Annotated in this window: 20 protein-coding genes; 8 read left to right on the top strand and 12 right to left on the bottom strand. The window is 44.7% G+C overall.

Annotation, left to right across the window (positions count from 1 at the left end):
- Positions 1-68 precede the first annotated feature (68 nt).
- Together fnr and uspE are read left to right on the top strand one after the other, a co-directional pair.
- On the top strand, positions 69-815 hold the full coding sequence (gene fnr / locus QMY49_RS07020) for a fumarate/nitrate reduction transcriptional regulator Fnr (protein WP_005445781.1): 747 nt from the start codon (positions 69-71) through the stop codon (positions 813-815).
- A 181-nt stretch (positions 816-996) separates the two neighbouring features.
- A complete protein-coding gene (uspE, locus tag QMY49_RS07025; protein WP_005445783.1) occupies positions 997-1,944 on the top strand; it encodes a universal stress protein UspE in 948 nt (315 codons plus the stop codon).
- Between the two features lie 110 nt (positions 1,945-2,054).
- Here uspE and ttcA read toward each other — a convergent pair whose 3' ends face one another.
- The 4 genes from ttcA to QMY49_RS07045 form a co-directional block, all read right to left on the bottom strand.
- A complete protein-coding gene (gene ttcA, locus QMY49_RS07030; RefSeq protein WP_045489318.1) occupies positions 2,055-2,948 on the bottom strand; it encodes a tRNA 2-thiocytidine(32) synthetase TtcA in 894 nt (297 codons plus the stop codon).
- Between the two features lie 198 nt (positions 2,949-3,146).
- Entirely contained in the window at positions 3,147-3,809 is a 663-nt protein-coding gene (locus QMY49_RS07035; RefSeq protein ID WP_005445785.1) for a DUF2987 domain-containing protein, read from the bottom strand.
- Positions 3,810-3,826: 17 nt separating this feature from the next.
- Positions 3,827-4,663 (bottom strand): glucosaminidase domain-containing protein, encoded by an 837-nt coding sequence (locus QMY49_RS07040; protein WP_283313670.1) that lies wholly within the window; start codon positions 4,661-4,663, stop codon positions 3,827-3,829.
- Positions 4,656-5,453, bottom strand: coding sequence for a DUF2189 domain-containing protein (locus QMY49_RS07045; protein WP_009697792.1), 798 nt, complete (start codon positions 5,451-5,453; stop codon positions 4,656-4,658). Before QMY49_RS07045 ends, QMY49_RS07040 begins: the two co-directional genes overlap by 8 nt.
- A gap of 401 nt (positions 5,454-5,854) precedes the next feature.
- Here QMY49_RS07045 and potA point away from each other — a divergent pair, with 401 nt between their 5' ends.
- The 5 genes from potA to QMY49_RS07070 all read left to right on the top strand — a co-directional run bounded on the left by potA (position 5,855) and on the right by QMY49_RS07070 (position 11,008).
- A complete protein-coding gene (gene potA / locus QMY49_RS07050; RefSeq protein ID WP_283313672.1) occupies positions 5,855-6,970 on the top strand; it encodes a spermidine/putrescine ABC transporter ATP-binding protein PotA in 1,116 nt (371 codons plus the stop codon).
- Positions 6,951-7,811 (top strand): spermidine/putrescine ABC transporter permease PotB, encoded by an 861-nt coding sequence (gene potB, locus QMY49_RS07055; RefSeq protein ID WP_005441590.1) that lies wholly within the window; start codon positions 6,951-6,953, stop codon positions 7,809-7,811. The genes potA and potB overlap by 20 nt, the downstream gene beginning before the upstream one ends.
- Positions 7,811-8,581: a spermidine/putrescine ABC transporter permease PotC gene (gene potC, locus QMY49_RS07060; RefSeq protein WP_005389180.1), complete on the top strand. Its 771-nt coding sequence runs from the start codon at positions 7,811-7,813 to the stop codon at positions 8,579-8,581. The genes potB and potC overlap by 1 nt, the downstream gene beginning before the upstream one ends.
- Before the next feature lie 106 nt (positions 8,582-8,687).
- The gene (locus tag QMY49_RS07065) at positions 8,688-9,719 is read left to right on the top strand and encodes an extracellular solute-binding protein (RefSeq protein WP_283313678.1); all 1,032 of its coding nucleotides are present in this window, start codon (positions 8,688-8,690) and stop codon (positions 9,717-9,719) included.
- Between the two features lie 251 nt (positions 9,720-9,970).
- Complete coding sequence (locus QMY49_RS07070) at positions 9,971-11,008, top strand: extracellular solute-binding protein (protein ID WP_005445793.1); 1,038 nt, start codon at positions 9,971-9,973, stop codon at positions 11,006-11,008.
- A gap of 444 nt (positions 11,009-11,452) precedes the next feature.
- Here QMY49_RS07070 and cobB read toward each other — a convergent pair whose 3' ends face one another.
- Positions 11,453-12,184 (bottom strand): Sir2 family NAD+-dependent deacetylase, encoded by a 732-nt coding sequence (gene cobB / locus QMY49_RS07075; protein WP_009697787.1) that lies wholly within the window; start codon positions 12,182-12,184, stop codon positions 11,453-11,455.
- A gap of 120 nt (positions 12,185-12,304) precedes the next feature.
- Between cobB and QMY49_RS07080 the strand changes: the two genes are divergently transcribed.
- Positions 12,305-12,487 carry a hypothetical protein gene (locus QMY49_RS07080; RefSeq protein WP_005445797.1) on the top strand — a complete coding sequence of 61 codons (183 nt, stop codon included), beginning with the start codon at positions 12,305-12,307 and terminating at the stop codon, positions 12,485-12,487.
- 109 nt (positions 12,488-12,596) lie between these two features.
- Here QMY49_RS07080 and QMY49_RS07085 read toward each other — a convergent pair whose 3' ends face one another.
- The 7 genes from QMY49_RS07085 to QMY49_RS07115 all read right to left on the bottom strand — a co-directional run bounded on the left by QMY49_RS07085 (position 12,597) and on the right by QMY49_RS07115 (position 20,126).
- Positions 12,597-13,013, bottom strand: coding sequence for a membrane protein (locus tag QMY49_RS07085; RefSeq protein ID WP_005427687.1), 417 nt, complete (start codon positions 13,011-13,013; stop codon positions 12,597-12,599).
- A complete protein-coding gene (locus QMY49_RS07090) occupies positions 12,997-14,049 on the bottom strand; it encodes a formate dehydrogenase subunit gamma (protein ID WP_005445799.1) in 1,053 nt (350 codons plus the stop codon). The genes QMY49_RS07085 and QMY49_RS07090 overlap by 17 nt, the downstream gene beginning before the upstream one ends.
- Before the next feature lie 13 nt (positions 14,050-14,062).
- Positions 14,063-14,671, bottom strand: coding sequence for a formate dehydrogenase FDH3 subunit beta (gene fdh3B, locus QMY49_RS07095; protein WP_005427693.1), 609 nt, complete (start codon positions 14,669-14,671; stop codon positions 14,063-14,065).
- 11 nt (positions 14,672-14,682) lie between these two features.
- The gene (locus tag QMY49_RS07100; RefSeq protein ID WP_017817432.1) at positions 14,683-17,538 is read right to left on the bottom strand and encodes a formate dehydrogenase subunit alpha; all 2,856 of its coding nucleotides are present in this window, start codon (positions 17,536-17,538) and stop codon (positions 14,683-14,685) included.
- Between the two features lie 10 nt (positions 17,539-17,548).
- Positions 17,549-17,749, bottom strand: a complete 201-nt coding sequence (locus tag QMY49_RS07105) for a twin-arginine translocation signal domain-containing protein (RefSeq protein WP_005427585.1) — start codon at positions 17,747-17,749, stop codon at positions 17,549-17,551.
- 73 nt (positions 17,750-17,822) lie between these two features.
- On the bottom strand, positions 17,823-18,455 hold the full coding sequence (locus QMY49_RS07110) for a TorD/DmsD family molecular chaperone (protein WP_283313685.1): 633 nt from the start codon (positions 18,453-18,455) through the stop codon (positions 17,823-17,825).
- A gap of 9 nt (positions 18,456-18,464) precedes the next feature.
- Positions 18,465-20,126 (bottom strand): 4Fe-4S dicluster domain-containing protein, encoded by a 1,662-nt coding sequence (locus QMY49_RS07115; RefSeq protein WP_005441573.1) that lies wholly within the window; start codon positions 20,124-20,126, stop codon positions 18,465-18,467.
- Between the last annotated feature and the right edge of the window lie 291 nt (positions 20,127-20,417).

Consider the following 20,417-nt stretch of genomic DNA (forward strand, 5'->3'; position numbering starts at 1 on the left):
TTTTTTGCTACCCTTTAGAAGTAAGCGGTGATAAAATATTGATGTATATCAAATAGTGAAAGGTTGTTATGATTTCTGAAAAACCTGCAACAAAGCGTATCCAATCAGGTGGTTGCGCGATTCATTGCCAAGATTGTAGCATTAGCCAACTGTGTATTCCGTTCACTCTAAACGAGTCTGAACTGGATCAGTTGGATCAAATCATCGAGCGTAAAAAGCCAATCCAAAAAGGCCAAGAGCTTTTTAAAGCAGGTGATGAGCTAAAATCTCTGTACGCTATCCGCTCTGGCACAATCAAGAGCTACACCATTACAGAACAAGGCGATGAGCAAATTACTGCGTTTCACTTAGCAGGTGACCTTGTAGGTTTTGACGCAATCACGGGCGATCTACACCCAAGTTTTGCTCAAGCACTTGAAACTTCAATGGTTTGTGAGATTCCTTACGAAATCCTTGATGACCTATCAGGCAAAATGCCTAAGCTTCGTCAGCAGATCATGCGTCTAATGAGTAGCGAAATTAAAGGTGACCAAGAAATGATCCTTCTGCTTTCTAAAAAGAATGCTGAAGAACGTCTTGCGGCTTTCCTTTACAACCTATCAACACGTTTCTCGCAACGTGGTTTTAGCCCTCGAGAGTTCCGTCTAACCATGACTCGTGGTGATATTGGTAACTACCTCGGTCTAACAGTTGAAACCATCAGCCGCCTACTTGGTCGCTTCCAGAAATCTGAAATTCTGAGCGTAAAAGGTAAGTACATCACCATCTTAGATCACGATGCATTGATGGAACTTGCTGGCGTCAGCAAAGACTAATTTGCCCTATCAATTGATGTAGCTCGAAAATGAGCTACATCATATTTCTTCCAAAATCCCTTCGAAAGTCCTCAAATTCTTCCCCAAACTGAGCTACAGTAAAAATGTACCTTGTGTACTCCAATATACTGATTTACCTTATATTCAGTATTTGGTTTTACAATAATAAGTGGGCTTAGATATGAGTATATACAGTAAGATCCTTGTTGTTGCTGACATCAATAATGATGAGCAGCCAGCACTTGCAAGAGCAGTTCAACTCGCTCGAAAAAGTGTATCCAGAAGCCGAATCACTTTCTTTCTGTCAATCTACGATTTTTCGTATGACATGACCTCAATGCTGTCGGTCGATGAAAGAGATGCTATGCGTCGCGGTGTTATCCACCAACGTGAACAATGGATGCGTAAGATAGCCCAACCGTATTTAGACGATAGCTTCGACTTTGATGTTTGTGTTGTTTGGCATAATCGCCCTTATGAAGCGATCATTGCTGAAGTCTTTGCTGGCGGTCACGACATCGTTATTAAAGGAACGCGTAAACACGATGTTCTAGAATCCGTCATTTTCACTCCTACAGATTGGCATTTGTTGCGTAAGTGCCCTATCCCTGTACTTTTGATTAAAAATGCTGATTGGCCAGAGCATGCGAAGATTCTTGCTTCTGTCCATGTTGGTTCTGAAAACCCTACGCACATTGACTTGAACGATTCGATGGTCGAGCGTCTAAAAGAAATCACTAATCGTCTTGATGCAGACCCGTATCTTGTTAATGCTTATCCGGTTACACCGGCGAATATCACGATCGAATTGCCTGAGTTTGACCCAACAACGTACACAGATGCTGTGCGTGGTCATCACTTAACAGCAATGAAAGCGCTTCGCCAAAAACACGGACTGGATGAAGAGCAAACTATCGTTGAGCAAGGCTTACCAGAAGACATCATCCCTGCAACGGCTGAAAAGCTAAATGCGGCAATGGTGATTCTTGGTACAACCGGACGCACAGGGCTTTCTGCAGTGTTTATTGGTAACACGGCTGAGCATGTGATTGATAAGATCAATTGTGACGTACTGGCATTGAAACCAAACGGTTATATCAGTCCACTTGATCCAAATACGGCGACTTAATAAGTTGTAATGTTATCCTGAAATAAAATCCCCCAATAACTGGGGGATTTTTTATGTCTATCATTGCGTTATACACGTAATAAAAAGGAGGCTAACTTAGCCTCCTAGAATCAAATGTTGGTGACATCGATAAACATTGACTCGTCAATGTTCGTCGAAGACACAATCGCTTCGCTGAATTCGTATTCTTCACGGTTACCTTCACGATCTAGTGGAAGGTTTTCAAAGTCAAACAGTTCGCGGTCAGCAAGCTGGCTTGGGCTTACGTTCTGGATTGACTTGAAGATCGCTTCTACGCGACCAGGCGTTTTCTTGTCCCAATCGATCAACATTGCTTTAATCGATTGGCGCTGAAGGTTCTCTTGAGAGCCACAGAGGTTACAAGGAATGATTGGGAACTCTTTGTGCTCTGCGTATTTGATCAGGTCTTTCTCACGACAGTAAGTAAGAGGACGAATCACTACGTTGCGACCATCGTCTGAACGAAGTTTTGGCGGCATCGCTTTAAGGCGAGAACCATGGAACATGTTCAGGAACATTGTTTCTACAATGTCATCCATGTGGTGACCAAGCGCCAATTTGGTCGCTCCGATCTTCTCTGCGAACGAGTAAAGCGTACCACGACGAAGGCGTGAGCATAGACCACACGTCGTTTTGCCTTCTGGCACTTTCTCTTTAACGACTGAGTAAGTGTCCTTGTCTACGATGTAGTAAGGAATGTTCAGGGTTTCAAAGTAATCTGGGAGAATGTGCTCAGGGAAACCTGGCTGTTTCTGGTCAAGGTTAACTGCGACCACTTCAAACTTGATTGGTGCTGCCTTTTGTAGATTCAGCAGGATATCAAGCATCGCAAATGAATCTTTACCACCACTAATACATGCCATTACAACATCGCCTTCTTCGATCATGTTGTAATCAGTAATGGCATTTCCAACATGTCTTCTTAGGCGTTTCTGAAGCTTGTTGAATTCTAGGGTTTCTTTTCTTGTATCTACTTGGTTCATTGCGGGCTCTCACATCGCCGATAAATCGACCAGGGCTTCCTAACATGGGTTTCTTTGGGGCGTGGATTATACGAGCTTTTTGCGCAGGATTAAATGTTTGTGTGATGGAGTCGTCAATAAATAGTGTGAAAAAATGGTGAGAGTACGTTGGAAATAAAAAAGAGCCGCAGTTGCGACCCTTCTTGCTTTTCTTAACGCTTATTTTTTCGCGTTGGGAAGATAAGGTAATACACGGGTTGTTGGTTGAGGGAGTGTCATGTGCCCACCTTCACCAATTTCGCTCAGTGCAACTTGAACTTTTCCATCCACGATTGCTTTCTCTGTCCCATTAGAGAAGGTAATCGTATCATTAAGAGCATCAGCAAACTCCATCGTCACACCTTGTACTTGAGGTGTAAACCAACCAGCAAACATACCACCTAGATCTTCAAGTAATGCTTGCATTTGAGGCATCAAAGGCGTGAGTTGTTCGTAAGATACGTTACCCTGTAATGGTTCTTTGGTCATTACAACTAAAGAATAATCACATCGAGTATCTTTTGGTGTTTGGACGAAGACAAGCGGGTTCGCAGACTTCAAGTTCTTATCGATCGGAATTGGAAGCTCTTTAGAAGCTGGAATCACAAACTCTTCGTAATGCTCTTCTTTTTCCATCCATGCTTTTTCTATCTCACACAGTTGCTTGGTATCTGCATCCACAAAAAACACACCGACTTTAACATCATCGTGCCCTTCTTTCGCATTATTCTTCAATTGTGTATAGAGCTTGGAATACGTAAACATGTATTCTTGCGCGTGAGTTGCAGGCGATGCTAAGACCAGTACCGCACTGCCTAGTAAACTTAGGCTTAACTTCTTCATCCGATCCGTTATTTCTTTTATTGTGTCCAGTAAGCGTTATTGTGGCGAATCATCGCACGTAAGTCATTAACATAGGCAATGCCACGTTCAGAATACGCAAGCAAGCCATGAGTCAACTCCGATGCTGTCGCCACAGATAACAAATCCTTGTGTTTCCCTGCTAAATTCGCACGAATGTCTCGTAAATCTGCGTACGCGCGGTTACGGTTCACATTCATAAAGTATCCATGTACAGATTCTTGAACAGTATCGAACTTCGCTACTTCATGCGTTTTACCAGCGCCACGTTTTGCAGGGACAATTCCGCAGCCCTTCTTATAACACCATTGACCAAACAAGTTGTTTGCTTGTTTGGCAAAACGAGAGGTACCCCACGCAGATTCATTGGCAGCTTGAGTTAACACCAGCGCCTCCGGCAACACATTGACACGCTTAAGCATTTCATCCAGCCAAGCTTGTGTGACCGATCCATCTTTCAAAGGATAAGAATATAGTGCAGCCAAACGCTCGGCATAGGATGTTTGCTCTGAACTAATCTCTCCAACCGTCAAAGACGTTAGGAATGCACGTTCTTTTTCAATGCGCTTGTTTTCTAACGCGATTTTCGGACGAAGAAAGTCAAAGAATGCTGTCTTCTTATCTTTCGTGTCCTTAATCGAGTTAAAATCCGGAATGTCACCAATATAAGGAAGATGCGACAAATCTGGGTGTGAAACGGGTCCATGCACAACTTGCGGATCAATCGCCTTGCGATACTCACGGTCATAGTGCAAATAAGGACCAATAGAAACAAAAGTGGCGGCTATTGTGATAGCCGCCACTCGTAAACTCATAGATTTTAAAGATTTAGGCATCAAACACCTGAGAGTTACCATCGTGATCGTTATCGTTTTGTTGCGTCGCTACGATCTTCAACTTGATACCAAACATTTCGCGGTACAGGATTCCCTTCAAATGGAAGAAGAACGGTAACACGAAGATCAAGCCAATTCCGTAGAACATTGCAGCAACAATAAACATCAACATCACGCCTAAGTAAAGCCCTGCGACAACAAAAAGCTTTTTGTTTATGGCTCGAAGAGACAATAAAAGCGATTGCATTGGTGGTACTCTTTTCTCACAAATCAATAAGATAGAGTGACTAAATGCTAAAGAAAGGTATAGCGATAGCAAAGGAAAAATCATTCCAGCAACACCCTGCATCATCAGGCTAAATAGTGTTGCTAAAATCACAGGAACCGTAAATTGAAGGCCTTTACCAACATGACGTACCTTTGTCTTCAACCCCGCTACGTGGCTCATTGCCATTAAACTAATACCAGCATAAATCGGCGCACTGATCACTTCATAACTGAAGTTAGCGACATAAATAGCGGACACGATATCTGTGGTAAAAGATTCAGGGTTTTGAAGCGCATCCAAGATAACACTTGGATCTCCGAGTTGAAGTTGAAGTGCAATATAGAAAATACCCAGCTGAACGAATAGGAGGAGAATAATCGCTGGCGAGAAGGACAAAAACTGTTGGATGGTTGTGCGCCAAGCTTCGCTAAAAACGGCTGCTGCTTTTAGTTCATACTTGCCAGAAAGAGCTCGCTCTACACTCCCTCCAAGATTGAAATCTTTCTCAAAATCGTTGTTCATATTTTATCCAAGGCTAACTTGTAAAATTTTTTCTGGAAAACCAGTTAATTAATAAGGGCGTCATTATAAAGAAATCTTTGCACGTCTAAAATCATAAGTCGGCCTCAATACTTGCAATATCTGCTATTTGGTCGATAATTAACCACTCGCAAATCTATGAAATTGAAAACATTTGCACAAGAAATTAATGCCTTTCTTATGTATAGCTGAAATGTAAATACCCCTACAAAAACAGTATGGTAAGGAATGTTTACTTTTGCCTGCAAAATTTTTTCTGTTTCAAGATAAGAAAATGCTTTGATTTCACAATTTTGGTGATTATGATGCGCGCCTCAAAAGTGAATGACTAATGTCACATCAATTGGATACACCCCAATTTGAACGTGGGAGAAATACAGACGTTGAACGCTAAACAGCAAGCAGGAAAGCCAGTAGTTCGTCTATCTGGTATTAGCAAAAGTTTCGATGGTAAGGAAATCATCGGTAATTTAAATCTGGATGTTAATCATGGTGAGTTTCTGACAATTCTTGGTCCTTCTGGTTGTGGTAAAACAACGGTTTTACGCATGATCGCGGGCTTTGAAACGGCAGACAACGGTCAAATCGTACTAGATGACCAAGATGTAACACAGGTTCCTGCAGAGCAAAGGCACGTCAACACGGTATTTCAGAGTTATGCACTCTTCCCTCATATGACCGTATTTGAAAACGTTGCTTTCGGTCTTCGCATGCAGAAAACACCTGCTGCTGAGATAGAACCAAGAGTTATGGAAGCGCTACGCATGGTTCGCCTAGAAAAAATGGCACAGCGTAAGCCTCACCAACTTTCTGGGGGTCAACAACAACGTATCGCGATCGCTCGCGCGGTTGTTAATAAACCAAAAGTACTGCTGCTAGATGAATCTCTATCTGCACTTGATTACAAACTACGTAAGCAAATGCAAATCGAGCTTAAACAGCTTCAGCGTCAACTTGGTATTACCTTTATCTTTGTTACACACGATCAGGAAGAAGCCCTATCGATGTCTGACCGCATTATTGTTATGCGCGACGGTGTTATCGAGCAGGATGGTTCCCCACGTGAGATTTACGAAGAGCCTAAGAACCTATTTGTTGCTCGCTTTATCGGTGAGATCAACGTATTCAACGCAACCATGCTAGAGCGTATCGACGAGAAACGCATCCAAGCAGAAATTGAAGGCGTTGAGTCTGTTGTTTACTACGATCAAGCAGCTCAAGCAGGTGAGAAACTACAAGTACTACTTCGCCCAGAAGACTTACGTATCGAAGAGATCAAAGAGTCTGAAGAAAAAGGCATCGTAGGTCACGTAACAGAACGTACCTATAAAGGTATGACGCTTGATTCAGTTATCCAGTTGGATTCAGGCATGCGCGTGATGGTAAGCGAATTCTTTAACGAAGATGACCCAGATGTGGACCACTCACTCGGCCAGAAAGTCGCTATTACTTGGGTTGAGAGCTGGGAGGTAGTACTAAATGATAAGCAAGAAGCTTAATCTTCAGAACGCGATCATTACCCTAATCGTTGGCTGGCTAACACTGTTTGTGTTAGTTCCAAACCTAATGATTATCGGTACGAGTTTCTTGACGCGTGATGAAGCGAACCTAATTGAATTAACGTTTACTTTCGACAACTACCTTCGCCTGCTCGATCCTCTGTATGCAAAAGTGTTGATGCACTCTTTCTACATGGCGATCATTGCAACCTTATTGTGCTTGGTGATTGGTTACCCATTTGCTTACATCGTAGCGAAAATGCCTGAAAAATGGCGTCCGTTCATGTTGTTCTTGGTGATTGTGCCATTTTGGACTAACTCTCTTATCCGTACTTACGGCTTAAAGATTGTTCTCGGTACTCAAGGCATTTTGAACAAGTCGTTAATGGCAATGGAAATCATCGATAAGCCGATGCGTTTAATGTATACCGAAACAGCAGTAATGATTGGTCTTGTGTACATCTTGCTTCCATTTATGATTTTGCCGCTTTACTCGGCAATAGAGAAACTAGACAACACATACATCGAGGCAGCAAAAGATCTTGGTGCGAACAAGTTTCAAACCATTACACGAGTGATTTTGCCTCTGACAATGCCAGGCATTATCGGTGGCTGTTTGTTGGTTCTACTACCAGCACTAGGTATGTTCTACATCTCTGACCTTCTAGGCGGCGCGAAGAACCTACTGATCGGTAACGTAATTAAGAGCCAAGTATTGAACGCTCGTGACTGGCCATTTGGTGCCGCGACCAGTATCGCCCTCACCTTCGCAATGGCTGTGATGCTTTACGCTTACTACAGAGCAGGCAAACTATTGAATAAGAAAGTGGAGCTAGACTAATGGGACGCACGGTTAGATTTAGCTTTATGGCGCTGGTATATGCATTTTTGTATTTGCCAATCATCGTCTTAATTGTTAACTCATTTAATGCCAACAAATTTGGTATGAAATGGGGCGGTTTCACCACGAAATGGTACGAAACCTTAGTAAATAACGACAGCCTGATGCAGGCTGCATGGCACTCATTGAACGTAGCGGTATTCTCAGCGACAGCAGCAACCATTATTGGTAGCTTGACGGCTGTTGCGCTATTCCGTTACTCGTTCAAAGGTAAAGGTGCGGTAAACGGCATGCTGTTTGTCGTAATGATGTCTCCAGATATTGTAATGGCGATTTCATTACTTGCTCTGTTCCTTGTATTGGGCGCACAGCTTGGCTTCTTTACTCTGTTAATTGCTCACATCACCTTCTGTCTACCGTTCGTTGTGGTAACAGTGTACAGCCGCTTAAATGGCTTTGATGTGAAAATGTTGGAAGCTGCAAAAGACCTTGGTGCAAGCGAATGGGTTATCTTGAAACAGATCATCCTTCCTCTTGCTAAACCAGCAGTTGCTGCAGGTTGGCTATTGAGCTTTACACTGTCTTTGGACGACGTAATTATCAGCTCGTTTGTAACAGGTCCAACATACGAAATCTTGCCATTGAAGATTTACTCAATGGTTAAGGTGGGCATTTCACCGGAAGTGAACGCCCTAGCAACGGTCATGCTGATTGTTTCTTTGGTTCTGGTAGTAATTTCTCAGTTGCTAGCAAGAGAAAAAGTGAAGTAAAATCCGCACCCGTTAACATCACGAAACAGAATGGTTACATGCCATTCTGTTTTTCTATCTATCGTCCAAAATTAATTGGACAACGTTTGGTTTGGAGCTAACGTCAATGAAAAAATGGGCTACTCTATTAGCTGGTAGTGCATGTGCGCTTTCTCTGTTCTCTGGTACAGCGGCAGCGGACGATAAAGAATTGGTATTTATGAACTGGGGTCCTTACATCAACAGTAATATCCTAGAGCAATTTACCAAAGAAACTGGCATCAAAGTGATCTACTCGACTTACGAGTCGAACGAGACTTTGTATGCAAAGCTAAAAACTCATAACCAAGGTTATGACCTAGTGGTACCTTCTACGTACTTCGTAGCGAAGATGCGTGACGAAGGCATGCTACAAAAGATCGATAAGACTAAGCTGAAAAACTTCGGCAACCTAGATAAAAACTACCTAGACAAGCCTTACGATCCAAATAACGACTACTCTATTCCACACGTTGTTGCGATTACAGGTCTAGCGGTTAACGCAGACATGTATGATCCAAACGACTTCCAAAGCTGGGCTGACCTATGGAAGCCAGAGCTAGAAGGTCAAGTAATGCTGATGGACGACACTCGTGAAGTGTTCCACATTGCACTACGCAAGCTGGGTTACTCAGGTAACTCTACGGATCCAAAACAAATCGACGAAGCATACGCAGAACTACAAAAGCTAATGCCAAACGTTCTAGTATTTAACTCTGACAACCCAGGCGCACCATACATGTCTGGCGAAGTTGGCGTTGGTATGCTTTGGAACGGCAGCGCAGCATCTGCTCAAAACGAAGGCATGAACCTGAAACTAGTATTCCCTAAAGAAGGCGGCATCGGTTGGGTTGATAACTTCGCAATCTCTTCTGGCGCGAAGAACGTAGAAGCGGCTCACAAGATGATCGACTTCCTACTGCGTCCAGAAATCGCAGAGCAAATTTCAGCGGACACGGGTTACCTAACAGCGGTTGCAGAATCTAACGCTAAATTCAAAGACGTTGCACCACTGTTTCCTTCTCAAGAAGACCTTGACCGTGTTGAATGGCAAGACTCTGTTGGCGACATGACAGTGAAGTATGAAGACTACTTCCTGAAGCTAAAAGCGGGTCAATAATCTGATCTTGCTTAATAAGCCATCTACTAAATGAAAATAGGCAGCAATACGCTGCCTATTTTTGTAATTGACTGATATAATTGTATGTTGCTAGGTTTATTTGACTCGAGTTCAAGCATTACGTTCTATTTTGACCCTAATGCTGGTTTTCGTGGCTCAGATAAACAGGATTGTGCTTATCGCAATTTGGCTCAAATCGTTATTTGTTACTAGTATTGATTTGTCCTGTTGCTGAACAAAACGGAAAACAAATGAAAAGTAAATTCTACGCAAGCGCACTGTGTGCGGCGACGCTAATCGCTACCCCTGCAATGGCTGCTGATCAAGAACTGTATTTCTACAACTGGTCGGAATACATTCCAAACGAAGTTCTTGAAGACTTTACAAAAGAAACTGGTATCAAAGTTATCTACTCTACGTACGAGTCTAACGAAAGCATGTACGCGAAGTTGAAAACTCAAGGTTCTGGTTACGACTTGGTAGTACCGTCTACCTATTTCGTATCTAAAATGCGTAAAGAAGGCATGCTGCAAAAGATCGACAAAGAGAAACTTTCTCACTTTGCTGATCTAGACACTAACTTCCTGAACAAGCCGTTCGACCCGAACAACAACTACTCTATCCCATACATTTGGGGTGCGACCGGTATTGGTATCAATGCTGATATGCTAGATAAGTCTTCTGTGACTAAATGGGATGACTTCTGGGATAGCAAGTGGGAAGGTCAACTAATGCTAATGGATGATTCTCGCGAAGTATTCCACATTGCATTGACTAAGCTTGGTTACTCACCAAACACCACTAACCCAGACGAGATCAAAGCCGCTTACGAAGAGCTGAAAAAGCTAATGCCGAACGTATTGGTATTCAATTCAGACTTCCCAGCGAACCCATACTTAGCAGGTGAAGTATCACTTGGTATGCTTTGGAACGGTTCTGCTTACATGGCTCGTCAAGAAGGCGCGAACATCGATATCATCTGGCCAGAAAAAGGCACTATCTTCTGGATGGATAGCCTCGCAATTCCAGCGGGTGCTAAGAACGTTGATGCAGCTCATAAGATGATCGACTTCCTACTACGCCCTGAGAACGCAGCTAAGATTGCACTAGAGATTGGTTACCCTACTCCAGTGAAAACAGCTCACGATCTACTACCGAAAGAATTTGCTAACGATCCAAGCATCTTCCCACCACAAGAAGTGATGGACAGCGGTACATGGCAAGACGAAGTTGGTGAAGCTAGCGTGCTTTACGATGAGTACTTCCAAAAGCTAAAAGTAGACAACTAATCAGTCTGTCGAAATAGTTTAGAAAAGCGGCTTAGGTCGCTTTTCTTGTATCTGAAGATCGCGCTTTGCATCTCAATCTACACTGCTCGAATTACAAAGCGGCAGAATACAAAGTTTCAAGATATACCCAAGTAACCTCGAGATGCTAGGTTCAGCGAGACTGACTTGGTTTGTAGACGCGGCGGCGATTTAAAGGTTTAGTGGGTCTAAATCAAGAATCGGCAACAAAGTATACAAGCTAAGGCAGCTCGCCCTTTGGGAGCGTGTCATTGACCCGATTGCTGCGTCAAACAACTTGGAAAGAGCTGGCTATTACACTGCGTTGTTTTCCTTGTTCTCGAATCAATGACAACGCTCTGAATCCTGCATCTTGAAGTCACTTGGGTATACAAAAAGGCATCGAATCACTCGATGCCTTTGTTAGATTTTGGGGTTAACTCTTTTTTAAGCGCTAGGTTCGTTTTCCAGAGCAAGAATCTCGTCAACAAGCTTCGGTACTTCGATGCTTGCCTTACCGTAACGCTTCTCTTCAAACTCACTCTCGACGGCACTTGGCTCTAAATTAATTTCAATCGTATGTGCACCGTGCATCTTTGCATCATGTACAAAACCTGCGGCTGGATATACCACGCCAGATGTACCAATAGAAATAAACAAGTCTGCTTCTTCCAATGCCGCGTATATCTCACCCATACGCAGTGGCATTTCACCAAACCAAACAATGTGTGGACGCATTTGAGCAGGAATCTGGCAGCAGTGACATAATTCGCCAGTTTCAATGTCTTCTGAATGCTCGATGACTTGATTAGATTCACTACAACGCGCTTTAAGCAATTCACCGTGCATGTGAATAATATTGGCGCTACCGCCTCTCTCATGCAGATTATCAATGTTTTGAGTAATGATAGTCACTTTACCTTCCAACTGCTCTTCTAGGCGCCCTAGCGCGATATGAGCAGCATTAGGCTTGATATCTTCGCCCTGTAGTTTTTTTCGACGTTGATTATAGAACGATTGAACAAGATCGGGATCGCGAGCAAACCCTTCGGGTGTTGCAACGTCCTCAATGCGGTGATTCTCCCAGAGACCATCTTGAGCGCGAAATGTTTGAATACCAGACTCAGCCGAGATGCCAGCGCCAGTAAGTACTACAATATTTCTATAAGGGAAATTCATAACCTATCCTTGTTGTTCTTTTTCATTAGCTTAACACCGATAGAATAACAACAGTAGTAATATGGATTAGACCATGGTCGTAGTGGTCATGATTAGAATGATAAATTGAGAGGCAAAGCAATGAGAGGTGTATCTCTTGTCCTTATCTTACTGGGAACTTTAGCTGGCTGTCAGATCACCAATATTGAAGGTGAGGTCGATGACGTAAAAGTCAAAGTGAGCACCAATGACAAGGATAATGGCCACCCTGTTCATGGTGGTGATTTCTGTCCGCCGGGACAAGCGAAAAAAGGAAACTGTTAAATCAGTATTCCCTATAAAGACGAGATAAAAAACCCTCGAACTGTGTCGAGGGTTTTGCATGTTTACAAACTGTTTTTCTCTGGCTTTCTCTTCAATAAAGCCATTGAATTTACAGGTTTGGACCTGTAGACGGTCTGTGCGGCATGTTATTGCGCAGTTGGTTCATACCCTGGTACATGCGTAGGAACCACACAAGAATTGCCAACGCAGCAAACAACATACCAATCCAAGGAATAAAGTACGCAACAGAGTCTAGCAACGTACTATGCATCCAGTAATCACTTACACCAATCAACACACCATTTGATGTTGCTACCGTTACAATCAGAACAACAAAGAATGTCAGGTACAGGAAGAAAGTACGAATCAAACCGTAGTAATGCGAGTTCACTACGTCGCTGTCTTCGCCTTTGTCCAAACGGTACCCAGCGTAAATGATTGCGACAACGCCTGAGATCAAAAACGTAAACGGGGTCAAACAGCTCAGGATGTACGCAACCCAAATCCCGTTATGAGGTTTGTTCATTCGCTTTTGCTCCTTTTGCTTCCGTTTGTACCGTATCTGTTTCGCCCATCGCTTCTTTGGATTTCACTTCTTCATACCAAAGATCGTGGTGCTCTTTCGCCCATGTCTCGTCAACTTCTCCAGTAACCATCCCCTCTAGCGCACCTTCCATACCGAATAGACCGATGTAGATGTGGAAGATGAAACCACAGATTAGAATCAGTGCCGAAATCGCGTGAACAAGGTTAGACAACTCCATATGGCGACGAGTCTGACCGAAAATTGGGAAGTCCAGAATTAAGCCACTCACTGCAGCGATAGCACCAAAGAAGATCAGCAACCAGTAGATCGCCTTTTCACCACCGTTTGAGAAGCCAGCCGATGGGTGCGTGCCTTTATGTTTACCTACCATGCCGCCCATTTTCATGAACCAACGGATGTCTGTCATGTTAGGGATAGATTTGCGCCACCATTTCAGTAGAACAAACATCAGCAAGATGAAGAACAGCGGACCCATGTAGTTATGGTACTGCTTCGCCAACATGACGATGAAGCCCCAGAACTCAGTCGGCACGTACGGTTTTAAGAAGTGCTTACCGTAAACCAGCATCAAACCACTGAATGCTAGCGTTAAGAAGGTAAACGCCATGCTCCAGTGTAGTGCGCGGTCTAGTCGCGACCAGCGTTTCATCTTCTTGCCAGTACGTGGCTTGCTTAGCATCAGAGGACCAACGAATACGTAAGCCATGATAACCATTGCGATACTGCCGAAAATTGCGACAGCGCCCGCAGGAGACATCCATTTCTCTTTAAGAATGTACCAAGTCTCACCCGGAGTACTGATCAGCACACCGTGTTCCGCTGATTTCGACGTGGTATAGCCTTCTTGCCCCTCTTTGACCTGACGCCAAAAGTCTGCACCTGCAAGTTGCGTCATCTCCTGTTGTACCACTGGAGATGTGTCTTCTTGCGCAGACGCTGGCATCGCAAAGGTCAGCAGTAATGCTGTCATCATCGACAGCATTACAAGAGACGCACGTTTAAGAGTATTTAACATGTGTCTCTCCTACTTAGCTTTTGGTTGCGTCGTAAGAAAGATCGTTACCGTCTGTCCAACCTGCGTTTTTCGCACCGCGCTCAACCACACGTTGACGGAAAATGTCAGAAACTTTCTCTGCATCACCCGCTAGCAGTGCTTTTGTTGAACAAAGTGACGCACACATAGGTAGCTTACCTTCAGCAATACGGTTCGCGCCGTACTTCTCACGCTCTTCTAGAGAACCTGGTTCTGTGTTTGGGCCACCTGCACAGAAAGTACATTTGTCCATTTTGCCACGCTCACCGAACGATGCTTGTTTCGGGAACTGAGGCGCACCGAATGGACAAGCGAACAGACAGTAACCACAACCGATACAAAGATCTTTGTTGTGAAGGACGATGCCATCTTCTGTGTGCTCGAAACAGTCAGCTGGACAAACCGCCATACAAGGCGCGTCTGTACAATGCATACAAGCTACAGAGATTGAGTTTTCGCCTGGTTCACCGTCGTTCAGTGTTACTACGCGGCGACGTTGAATACCCCACTCAAGCGCATCATCGTTTTCGTTCTTACATGCAGTAACACAGCCGTTACACTCGATACAGCGTTTGGTGTCACATAGGAATTTCATTCGTGCCATTGTCAGACTCCTTACGCTTTACGAATGTTACATAGGGTTACTTTAGTTTCCTGCATCAAAGTAACAGGGTCGTAACCGTAAGTGGTTGCCGTGTTGGCTGCTTCACCAACAACATAAGGATCCGTACCTTCTGGGTACTTAGAACGTAGGTCTTCACCTTCGAACTTACCGCCGAAGTGGAACGGAATGAACGCCAGACCCGGTTTAACACGACGAGTGACCATCGCTTTCACCTTGATGCGACCTTTTTCTGCGCCTTCAACCCAAACGTCATCGCCATCTTTGAAGCCAAGATCGTTTGCGTCTTTCGGGTTCACTTCAACGAACATTTCTTGTTGAAGTTCAGCAAGCCATGGGTTTGAACGAGTCTCTTCACCACCGCCTTCGTACTCAACCAGACGACCAGAAGTCAAGATGATTGGGTATTCGCCAGACTTGTCTTCTTTCTGGATAGACTTGTAAAGCGTTGGTACACGGAAGATTGCTTCTTTGTCGTCCCAAGTTGGGTAATCCGTTACAAGGTCACGACGTGGTGTGTACAGTGGCTCACGGTGTAGCGGTACGCGGTCTGGGAATGTCCAAACGATCGCACGCGCTTTCGCGTTACCAAACGGGATACAACCGTGCTTGATTGCTACGCGTTGGATACCACCAGACAGGTCAGTTTTCCAGTTTTTACCTTCCGCTGCTGCTTTTTCTTCAGCCGTTAGGTCGTCCCACCAACCAAGCTGTTTGATTAGCTTGTCAGAGAATTCTGGGTAACCGTCTTTGATTTCACAGCCTTTTGAGTAGCTGTCTTCAGCAAGTAGGCTTTGACCTTCAAACTCAACACCGAAACGCGTACGGAAGTTACCGCCACCCTCTGCAACCGTCTTCGACGTATCGTACAGAATGTGTGTGCCTGGGTGTTTCATCTCTGGCGTACCCCAACATGGCCAAGGTAGACCGTAAGTCTCACCATTCACAGGACCACCTTCTGCCTCTAGAGACGTTTTGTGGAATGTATGCCAGTTTTGTTGGTGCGCTTTTAGACGCTCCGGGCTTTGACCTGTGTAACCGATGGTCCACATGCCTTTGTTGAATTCGCGCGTGATGTCTTCGATCATTGGCTGGTTGTTCTCAACACGGATGTTTTTGAACAGCAGATCTTCATAACCTAGCTTCTTAGTTAGCAGGTACATGATTTCGTGGTCAGGTTTAGATTCGAACAATGGCTCGATAACCTGATCACGCCACTGAAGTGAGCGGTTAGATGCTGTCACACTGCCGTGTGTTTCGAACTGAGTCGTTGCAGGAAGCAGGTAAACGCCGTCAGTACGATCGTTCATTACCGCCGCGACTGTTGGGTATGGGTCAACAATAACCATCATATCCAGCTTTTGCATCGCTTTCTTCATCTCAGGACCACGAGTCTGAGAGTTTACTGCGTGACCCCAGTAGAACATGGCGCGGATGTTTTCACGTTGACGAATGTTGTCTTTGTTTTCAAGAACACCATCCACCCAACGAGATACAGGGATACCTGCACTGTTCATTGGTTTTTGACCACCGTAAGCGTTGTCATCGAAACGACCTTTCACCCACTCGTAATCGATTTCCCACACTTTTGACCAGTGACGCCATGAACCTTCAGACAGACCGTAGTAGCCTGGTAGTGTGTCAGATAGTACGCCAAGGTCAGTTGCACCCTGTACGTTATCGTGACCACGGAAGATGTTCGCACCGCCGCCCGATTTACCGATGTTACCTAGCGCAAGCTCAAGTACACAGTAAGCACGTGTGTTGTTGTTACCAGTCGTATGCTGAGTACCACCCATACACCAAACGATACAACCCGGACGGTTTTCAGAAAGCAGTTTCGCTGTTTGGTAAACTTCAGACTCAGGAACGCCAGTTACGCGCTCAACTTCTGCTGGTGTCCACTTAGCTACTTCTGCACGGATTTCATCCATACCGAATACACGTTGACGGATGAACTCTTTATCTTCCCAGTTGTTCGCAAAGACATGCCACAGCACGCCCCAAATGAACGCAACGTCAGAACCCGGACGTAGCGATACGTAGTGATCTGATTTTGCAGCGGTACGAGTACGACGAGGATCCGCAACAACGATCTTACAATTGTTCTTCTCTTTCGCGATTAGGATGTGCTGCATCGCAACAGGGTGCGCTTCTGCAGGGTTTGAACCAATGAACAGCATCGACTTACAGTTGTGCATGTCATTGAAAGAGTTGGTCATCGCACCGTAACCCCAAGTGTTTGCTACACCTGCTACGGTTGTTGAGTGACAGATACGCGCTTGGTGGTCAACGTTGTTGGTACCCCAAAGCGACGCCATCTTACGGAACATGTACGCTTGTTCGTTGTTGTGCTTCGCACTACCCAACCAGTAAACGGAATCTGGACCCGACTCTTTGCGGATGTCCATCACCTTGTTACCGATTTCTTCGATCGCTTGATCCCAAGAAAGCTTCTTCCACTTACCGTTTTCAAGCTTCATTGGGTATTTCAGACGACGCTCACCGTGACCGTGTTCACGCAGTGCTGCGCCTTTTGCACAGTGTCCACCAGCGTTGAATGGGTGGTCGAATGCAGGCTCTTGACCTGTCCACACGCCGTTTTGAACTTCAGCGTAGATGCCACAACCTACAGAACAGTGAGAACAGATAGTACGTTTGACTTCTGTTTTCGCTTCTGGATCCACCGATTTAGCTTGTGCTTTCTTCATCATGCCCGGTGCAAAAAGACTTGCACCTACAACCGCACCACCAGCAGCAAGCGAGGTGTTTTTCATGAATGCACGGCGAGAAACGCCAAGCTGATTGGTTTCTTTGCTCACACTGTCGGAGCGTTTGACAAGTTTCATCCGTTATCTCCTAAAGTGTGTCGTAGTAATCGCGAATGTGTTGAGTTTCACGATACCCTTTCTTCTTCACGTCTTTTTCAGAAGGCTCAACCGTTTCTGAAGCGCTTGCCACTTTTGTTGTTCCAGCGACAACCGCACCAGCTACGGCTGCAGTCGTTAAGCCTTTCAGGAGATCCCTACGGCTTGTGTTTATTTCTTTATTATCTTTCATCATTGCTTCCTTACCTTACGGTAGATCTTTGGAGGCTATTGCCCCTCTATCGATATGACCAAGTACTGCTCGATTACTCGTAATCAGTGACGTTTTTCACATCAATTTTTAATTTGTGCTTACTGCTTTTGGTGTTCACGCTAAAGCGCACTTGTTCCAGTGTTAAGAACGCCTCACACAGTTGAGCTGCTGGCTTATAAAAGTTCGCGCTCTCTGCGTTTTCTAGTTGCTGAGCGAAAGAGTTGAACCAAGGTGCGATGTGTTTGTTAAACACCGCTTGTTGAAGATCTTCTTCTTCACCCGTTAGCATCGACATCACTTCACAAAGTGCTGCGATGTGGTCTTCCGGCTCTTTCACATTTTCATCGCGCTCGAAACCAAGCAGTTCCAAATCGTGACGAATTTCAGCCAGTGGTTTTTCCATCATTGCACCCGTCATGTGCCATGAGCCAAACGGCATCACTTCACCACGACCGATACCAATGAAAAGATCTTGGTATTCATCTTCTAGCGCTTCACGGTTGGAATCTTTTGCCGCTTGCTGAAGTGCAATCCACGCTTTTTGCATTGCGCTTTCTGATGGCTCAACTTCTAGAGAAGTCAGGAACTCGATCATTTCCTCACTTGGAGCGCTACGGAAAAGCGCAGACAAAACCAAGTAGATCTCTGTTCTCAGTGTTTGTTCTTGTTCTCGTTGTGTATCCACTGCGAGCTCCTAGTATTTCAGTTGTTTCATTGGGTCTTCTGCCATCGACTCAAACATGTCGATCACACGGCAGTCTTCACACATCGCGATACGATTGATCGCCGCTTCATCAGAGAAATGAGAGTGACCGCGTAACTTATTTTGTAGCATGTCGATCATAGACTGAGGTGCGAATGGCTTATGACAGCGAATACATTCCGCAGCTTTCTCTTCGTGAATCACAACCGCTTTTTGGCGCTCTTCTTTCACCCAGTTCATGCGTGGCGTTAGAGTCAGAACTTTCTCTGGACATGCCTTTTCACACAAACCACATTGAATACAATCTTGTTCAACGAATTTAAGTGATGGAGATTCACCATCGGTATGAAGTGCACGTGTTGGACAAACCGCCACGCAGCTCATACACAACGTACAATCTTTGCTCTCACAAGAAACATTGCCGTAAGGCGCGTTCGCAGGCAGTTCAACAATGTTCTCAACAGGAATACGAGAAGAAGACATCGCATCCAGCGCAGTAAACAGACGTTGACGCTTGTTACCTTGAAGATCACCAAGGGCAAGGTCGAATGAATCTGTACATAGTGTTGGAGGACCTTCACGAAGCGATTCCAAGTAAAGGATATCGATGGTCTCTTTTGCGATACCAAGTTGATCCAATAGCTCTTGCGCGATACCCACTTCGTTGTTCAGAACACGAATGATGGTTGCAGGCATAAAACGAGAAGCCGCAAATAGCACTTGCGTCGCGCCATTAACTAGCGCAGCGAACCATGTATCGATACCGATAGAAGGAAGCTCTTCAACCACAATTGGAATCACGTTATCTGGTAGCGCTTTCAGTGCCATCACATTGTAAGTCTCGTGGCGAGAACTACAGATAAGAACGATAGGATCCAGACCGCCCGCTTGCTCGTAGTTCGCTAGCGTGCGTTCAATGAATTTTTGCGTATCTTCAGGATTAGGTAGCGCGTAATGAATCGCTTCTGTCGGACAAGCCGTTGCACAAGTACCCACGCCCTGACATAGGTATGGGTTAATCTCGATGCGGTGACCTGTTTTATCACTGCCTTCACTTGAGAGTGCTCCAGCAGGACAAGCATCCACACAACGCTCGCAACCTTTCACGCCACGAGAACTGTGCGCACATAGATCAGTGTCCAGACGGAAGAACTTTGGCTTATCAAACGTACCCATTAATGTCGGGATTTCTTCTAGCGCTTCTGCCAGTTTTGGATAACCGCGCCCTACTGGGTAGTAACCCGGAACCGGAACCTCTTCTGACATACAGCTACTTAGACAAAGATCGAGAACAACATCGAAACAATCACTATTGATAGCGACTTTTGCTAGGTTGCTTGTTAGACCGTTATTTTCGATAAGCACTTCAAACGTACCTAGGAAACCAGAAACCTGAACAGAGTTTGCAAAGTACAGTTCTGGATTGGTTCCTTTCTCTCCGTCTGTAGAAAGAAGTGTCAGGCTGTTCATTTGAGATAGCTGCGCGGCTGCACTCTCAATGATGGCAGTCGGTCCAACAATCAGTGTATTACCGCCACTCTCGTAGCTCACCGTTGGTGGAATAAGATTGGTCAACTCTACGGTATTCTCAAACGCATACAGACGCGCTTTACCGTTATTGGAAGTTGCTTGTTCTAATAGTTGTTTCAACATTGCTCAGTTCCATTTATACGCATGGATAGTTTCTTCCATCTTTCATTGTAGTTAGCGCAGGCGATTCTGCTGATTAACTCGTCAGTAACTACCCCTTTTAAGTAGTCCCACCCGAGTTATCACTGCCTGTTAGGCAAATGGTCTAACTTCAACAAGAATGGTAATGAGCAACAGATAGCAAATGTCGTGCCAATTAAATATAAGCTAATTTTCAATAGGTTAGCTATTTATCCTAGAAATTGTAGGGATAAAAAAACCGACTGGGACATTTTGTCTCAGCCGGTTCATTGA

The organism is Vibrio harveyi, assembly GCF_030060435.1.
Lineage (GTDB): Bacteria > Pseudomonadota > Gammaproteobacteria > Enterobacterales > Vibrionaceae > Vibrio > Vibrio harveyi.

Coding starts and splice junctions, on each gene's coding strand:
- fnr (WP_005445781.1), top strand. CDS start 69: ATGATTTCTGAAAAACCTGCAACAAAGCGTATCCAATCAGGTGGTTGC.
- uspE (WP_005445783.1), top strand. CDS start 997: ATGAGTATATACAGTAAGATCCTTGTTGTTGCTGACATCAATAATGAT.
- ttcA (WP_045489318.1), bottom strand. CDS start 2,948: ATGAACCAAGTAGATACAAGAAAAGAAACCCTAGAATTCAACAAGCTT.
- QMY49_RS07035 (WP_005445785.1), bottom strand. CDS start 3,809: ATGAAGAAGTTAAGCCTAAGTTTACTAGGCAGTGCGGTACTGGTCTTA.
- QMY49_RS07040 (WP_283313670.1), bottom strand. CDS start 4,663: ATGCCTAAATCTTTAAAATCTATGAGTTTACGAGTGGCGGCTATCACA.
- QMY49_RS07045 (WP_009697792.1), bottom strand. CDS start 5,453: ATGAACAACGATTTTGAGAAAGATTTCAATCTTGGAGGGAGTGTAGAG.
- potB (WP_005441590.1), top strand. CDS start 6,951: ATGATAAGCAAGAAGCTTAATCTTCAGAACGCGATCATTACCCTAATC.
- potC (WP_005389180.1), top strand. CDS start 7,811: ATGGGACGCACGGTTAGATTTAGCTTTATGGCGCTGGTATATGCATTT.
- QMY49_RS07065 (WP_283313678.1), top strand. CDS start 8,688: ATGAAAAAATGGGCTACTCTATTAGCTGGTAGTGCATGTGCGCTTTCT.
- QMY49_RS07070 (WP_005445793.1), top strand. CDS start 9,971: ATGAAAAGTAAATTCTACGCAAGCGCACTGTGTGCGGCGACGCTAATC.
- cobB (WP_009697787.1), bottom strand. CDS start 12,184: ATGAATTTCCCTTATAGAAATATTGTAGTACTTACTGGCGCTGGCATC.
- QMY49_RS07080 (WP_005445797.1), top strand. CDS start 12,305: ATGAGAGGTGTATCTCTTGTCCTTATCTTACTGGGAACTTTAGCTGGC.
- QMY49_RS07085 (WP_005427687.1), bottom strand. CDS start 13,013: ATGAACAAACCTCATAACGGGATTTGGGTTGCGTACATCCTGAGCTGT.
- QMY49_RS07090 (WP_005445799.1), bottom strand. CDS start 14,049: ATGTTAAATACTCTTAAACGTGCGTCTCTTGTAATGCTGTCGATGATG.
- fdh3B (WP_005427693.1), bottom strand. CDS start 14,671: ATGGCACGAATGAAATTCCTATGTGACACCAAACGCTGTATCGAGTGT.
- QMY49_RS07100 (WP_017817432.1), bottom strand. CDS start 17,538: ATGAAACTTGTCAAACGCTCCGACAGTGTGAGCAAAGAAACCAATCAG.
- QMY49_RS07105 (WP_005427585.1), bottom strand. CDS start 17,749: ATGAAAGATAATAAAGAAATAAACACAAGCCGTAGGGATCTCCTGAAA.
- QMY49_RS07115 (WP_005441573.1), bottom strand. CDS start 20,126: ATGTTGAAACAACTATTAGAACAAGCAACTTCCAATAACGGTAAAGCG.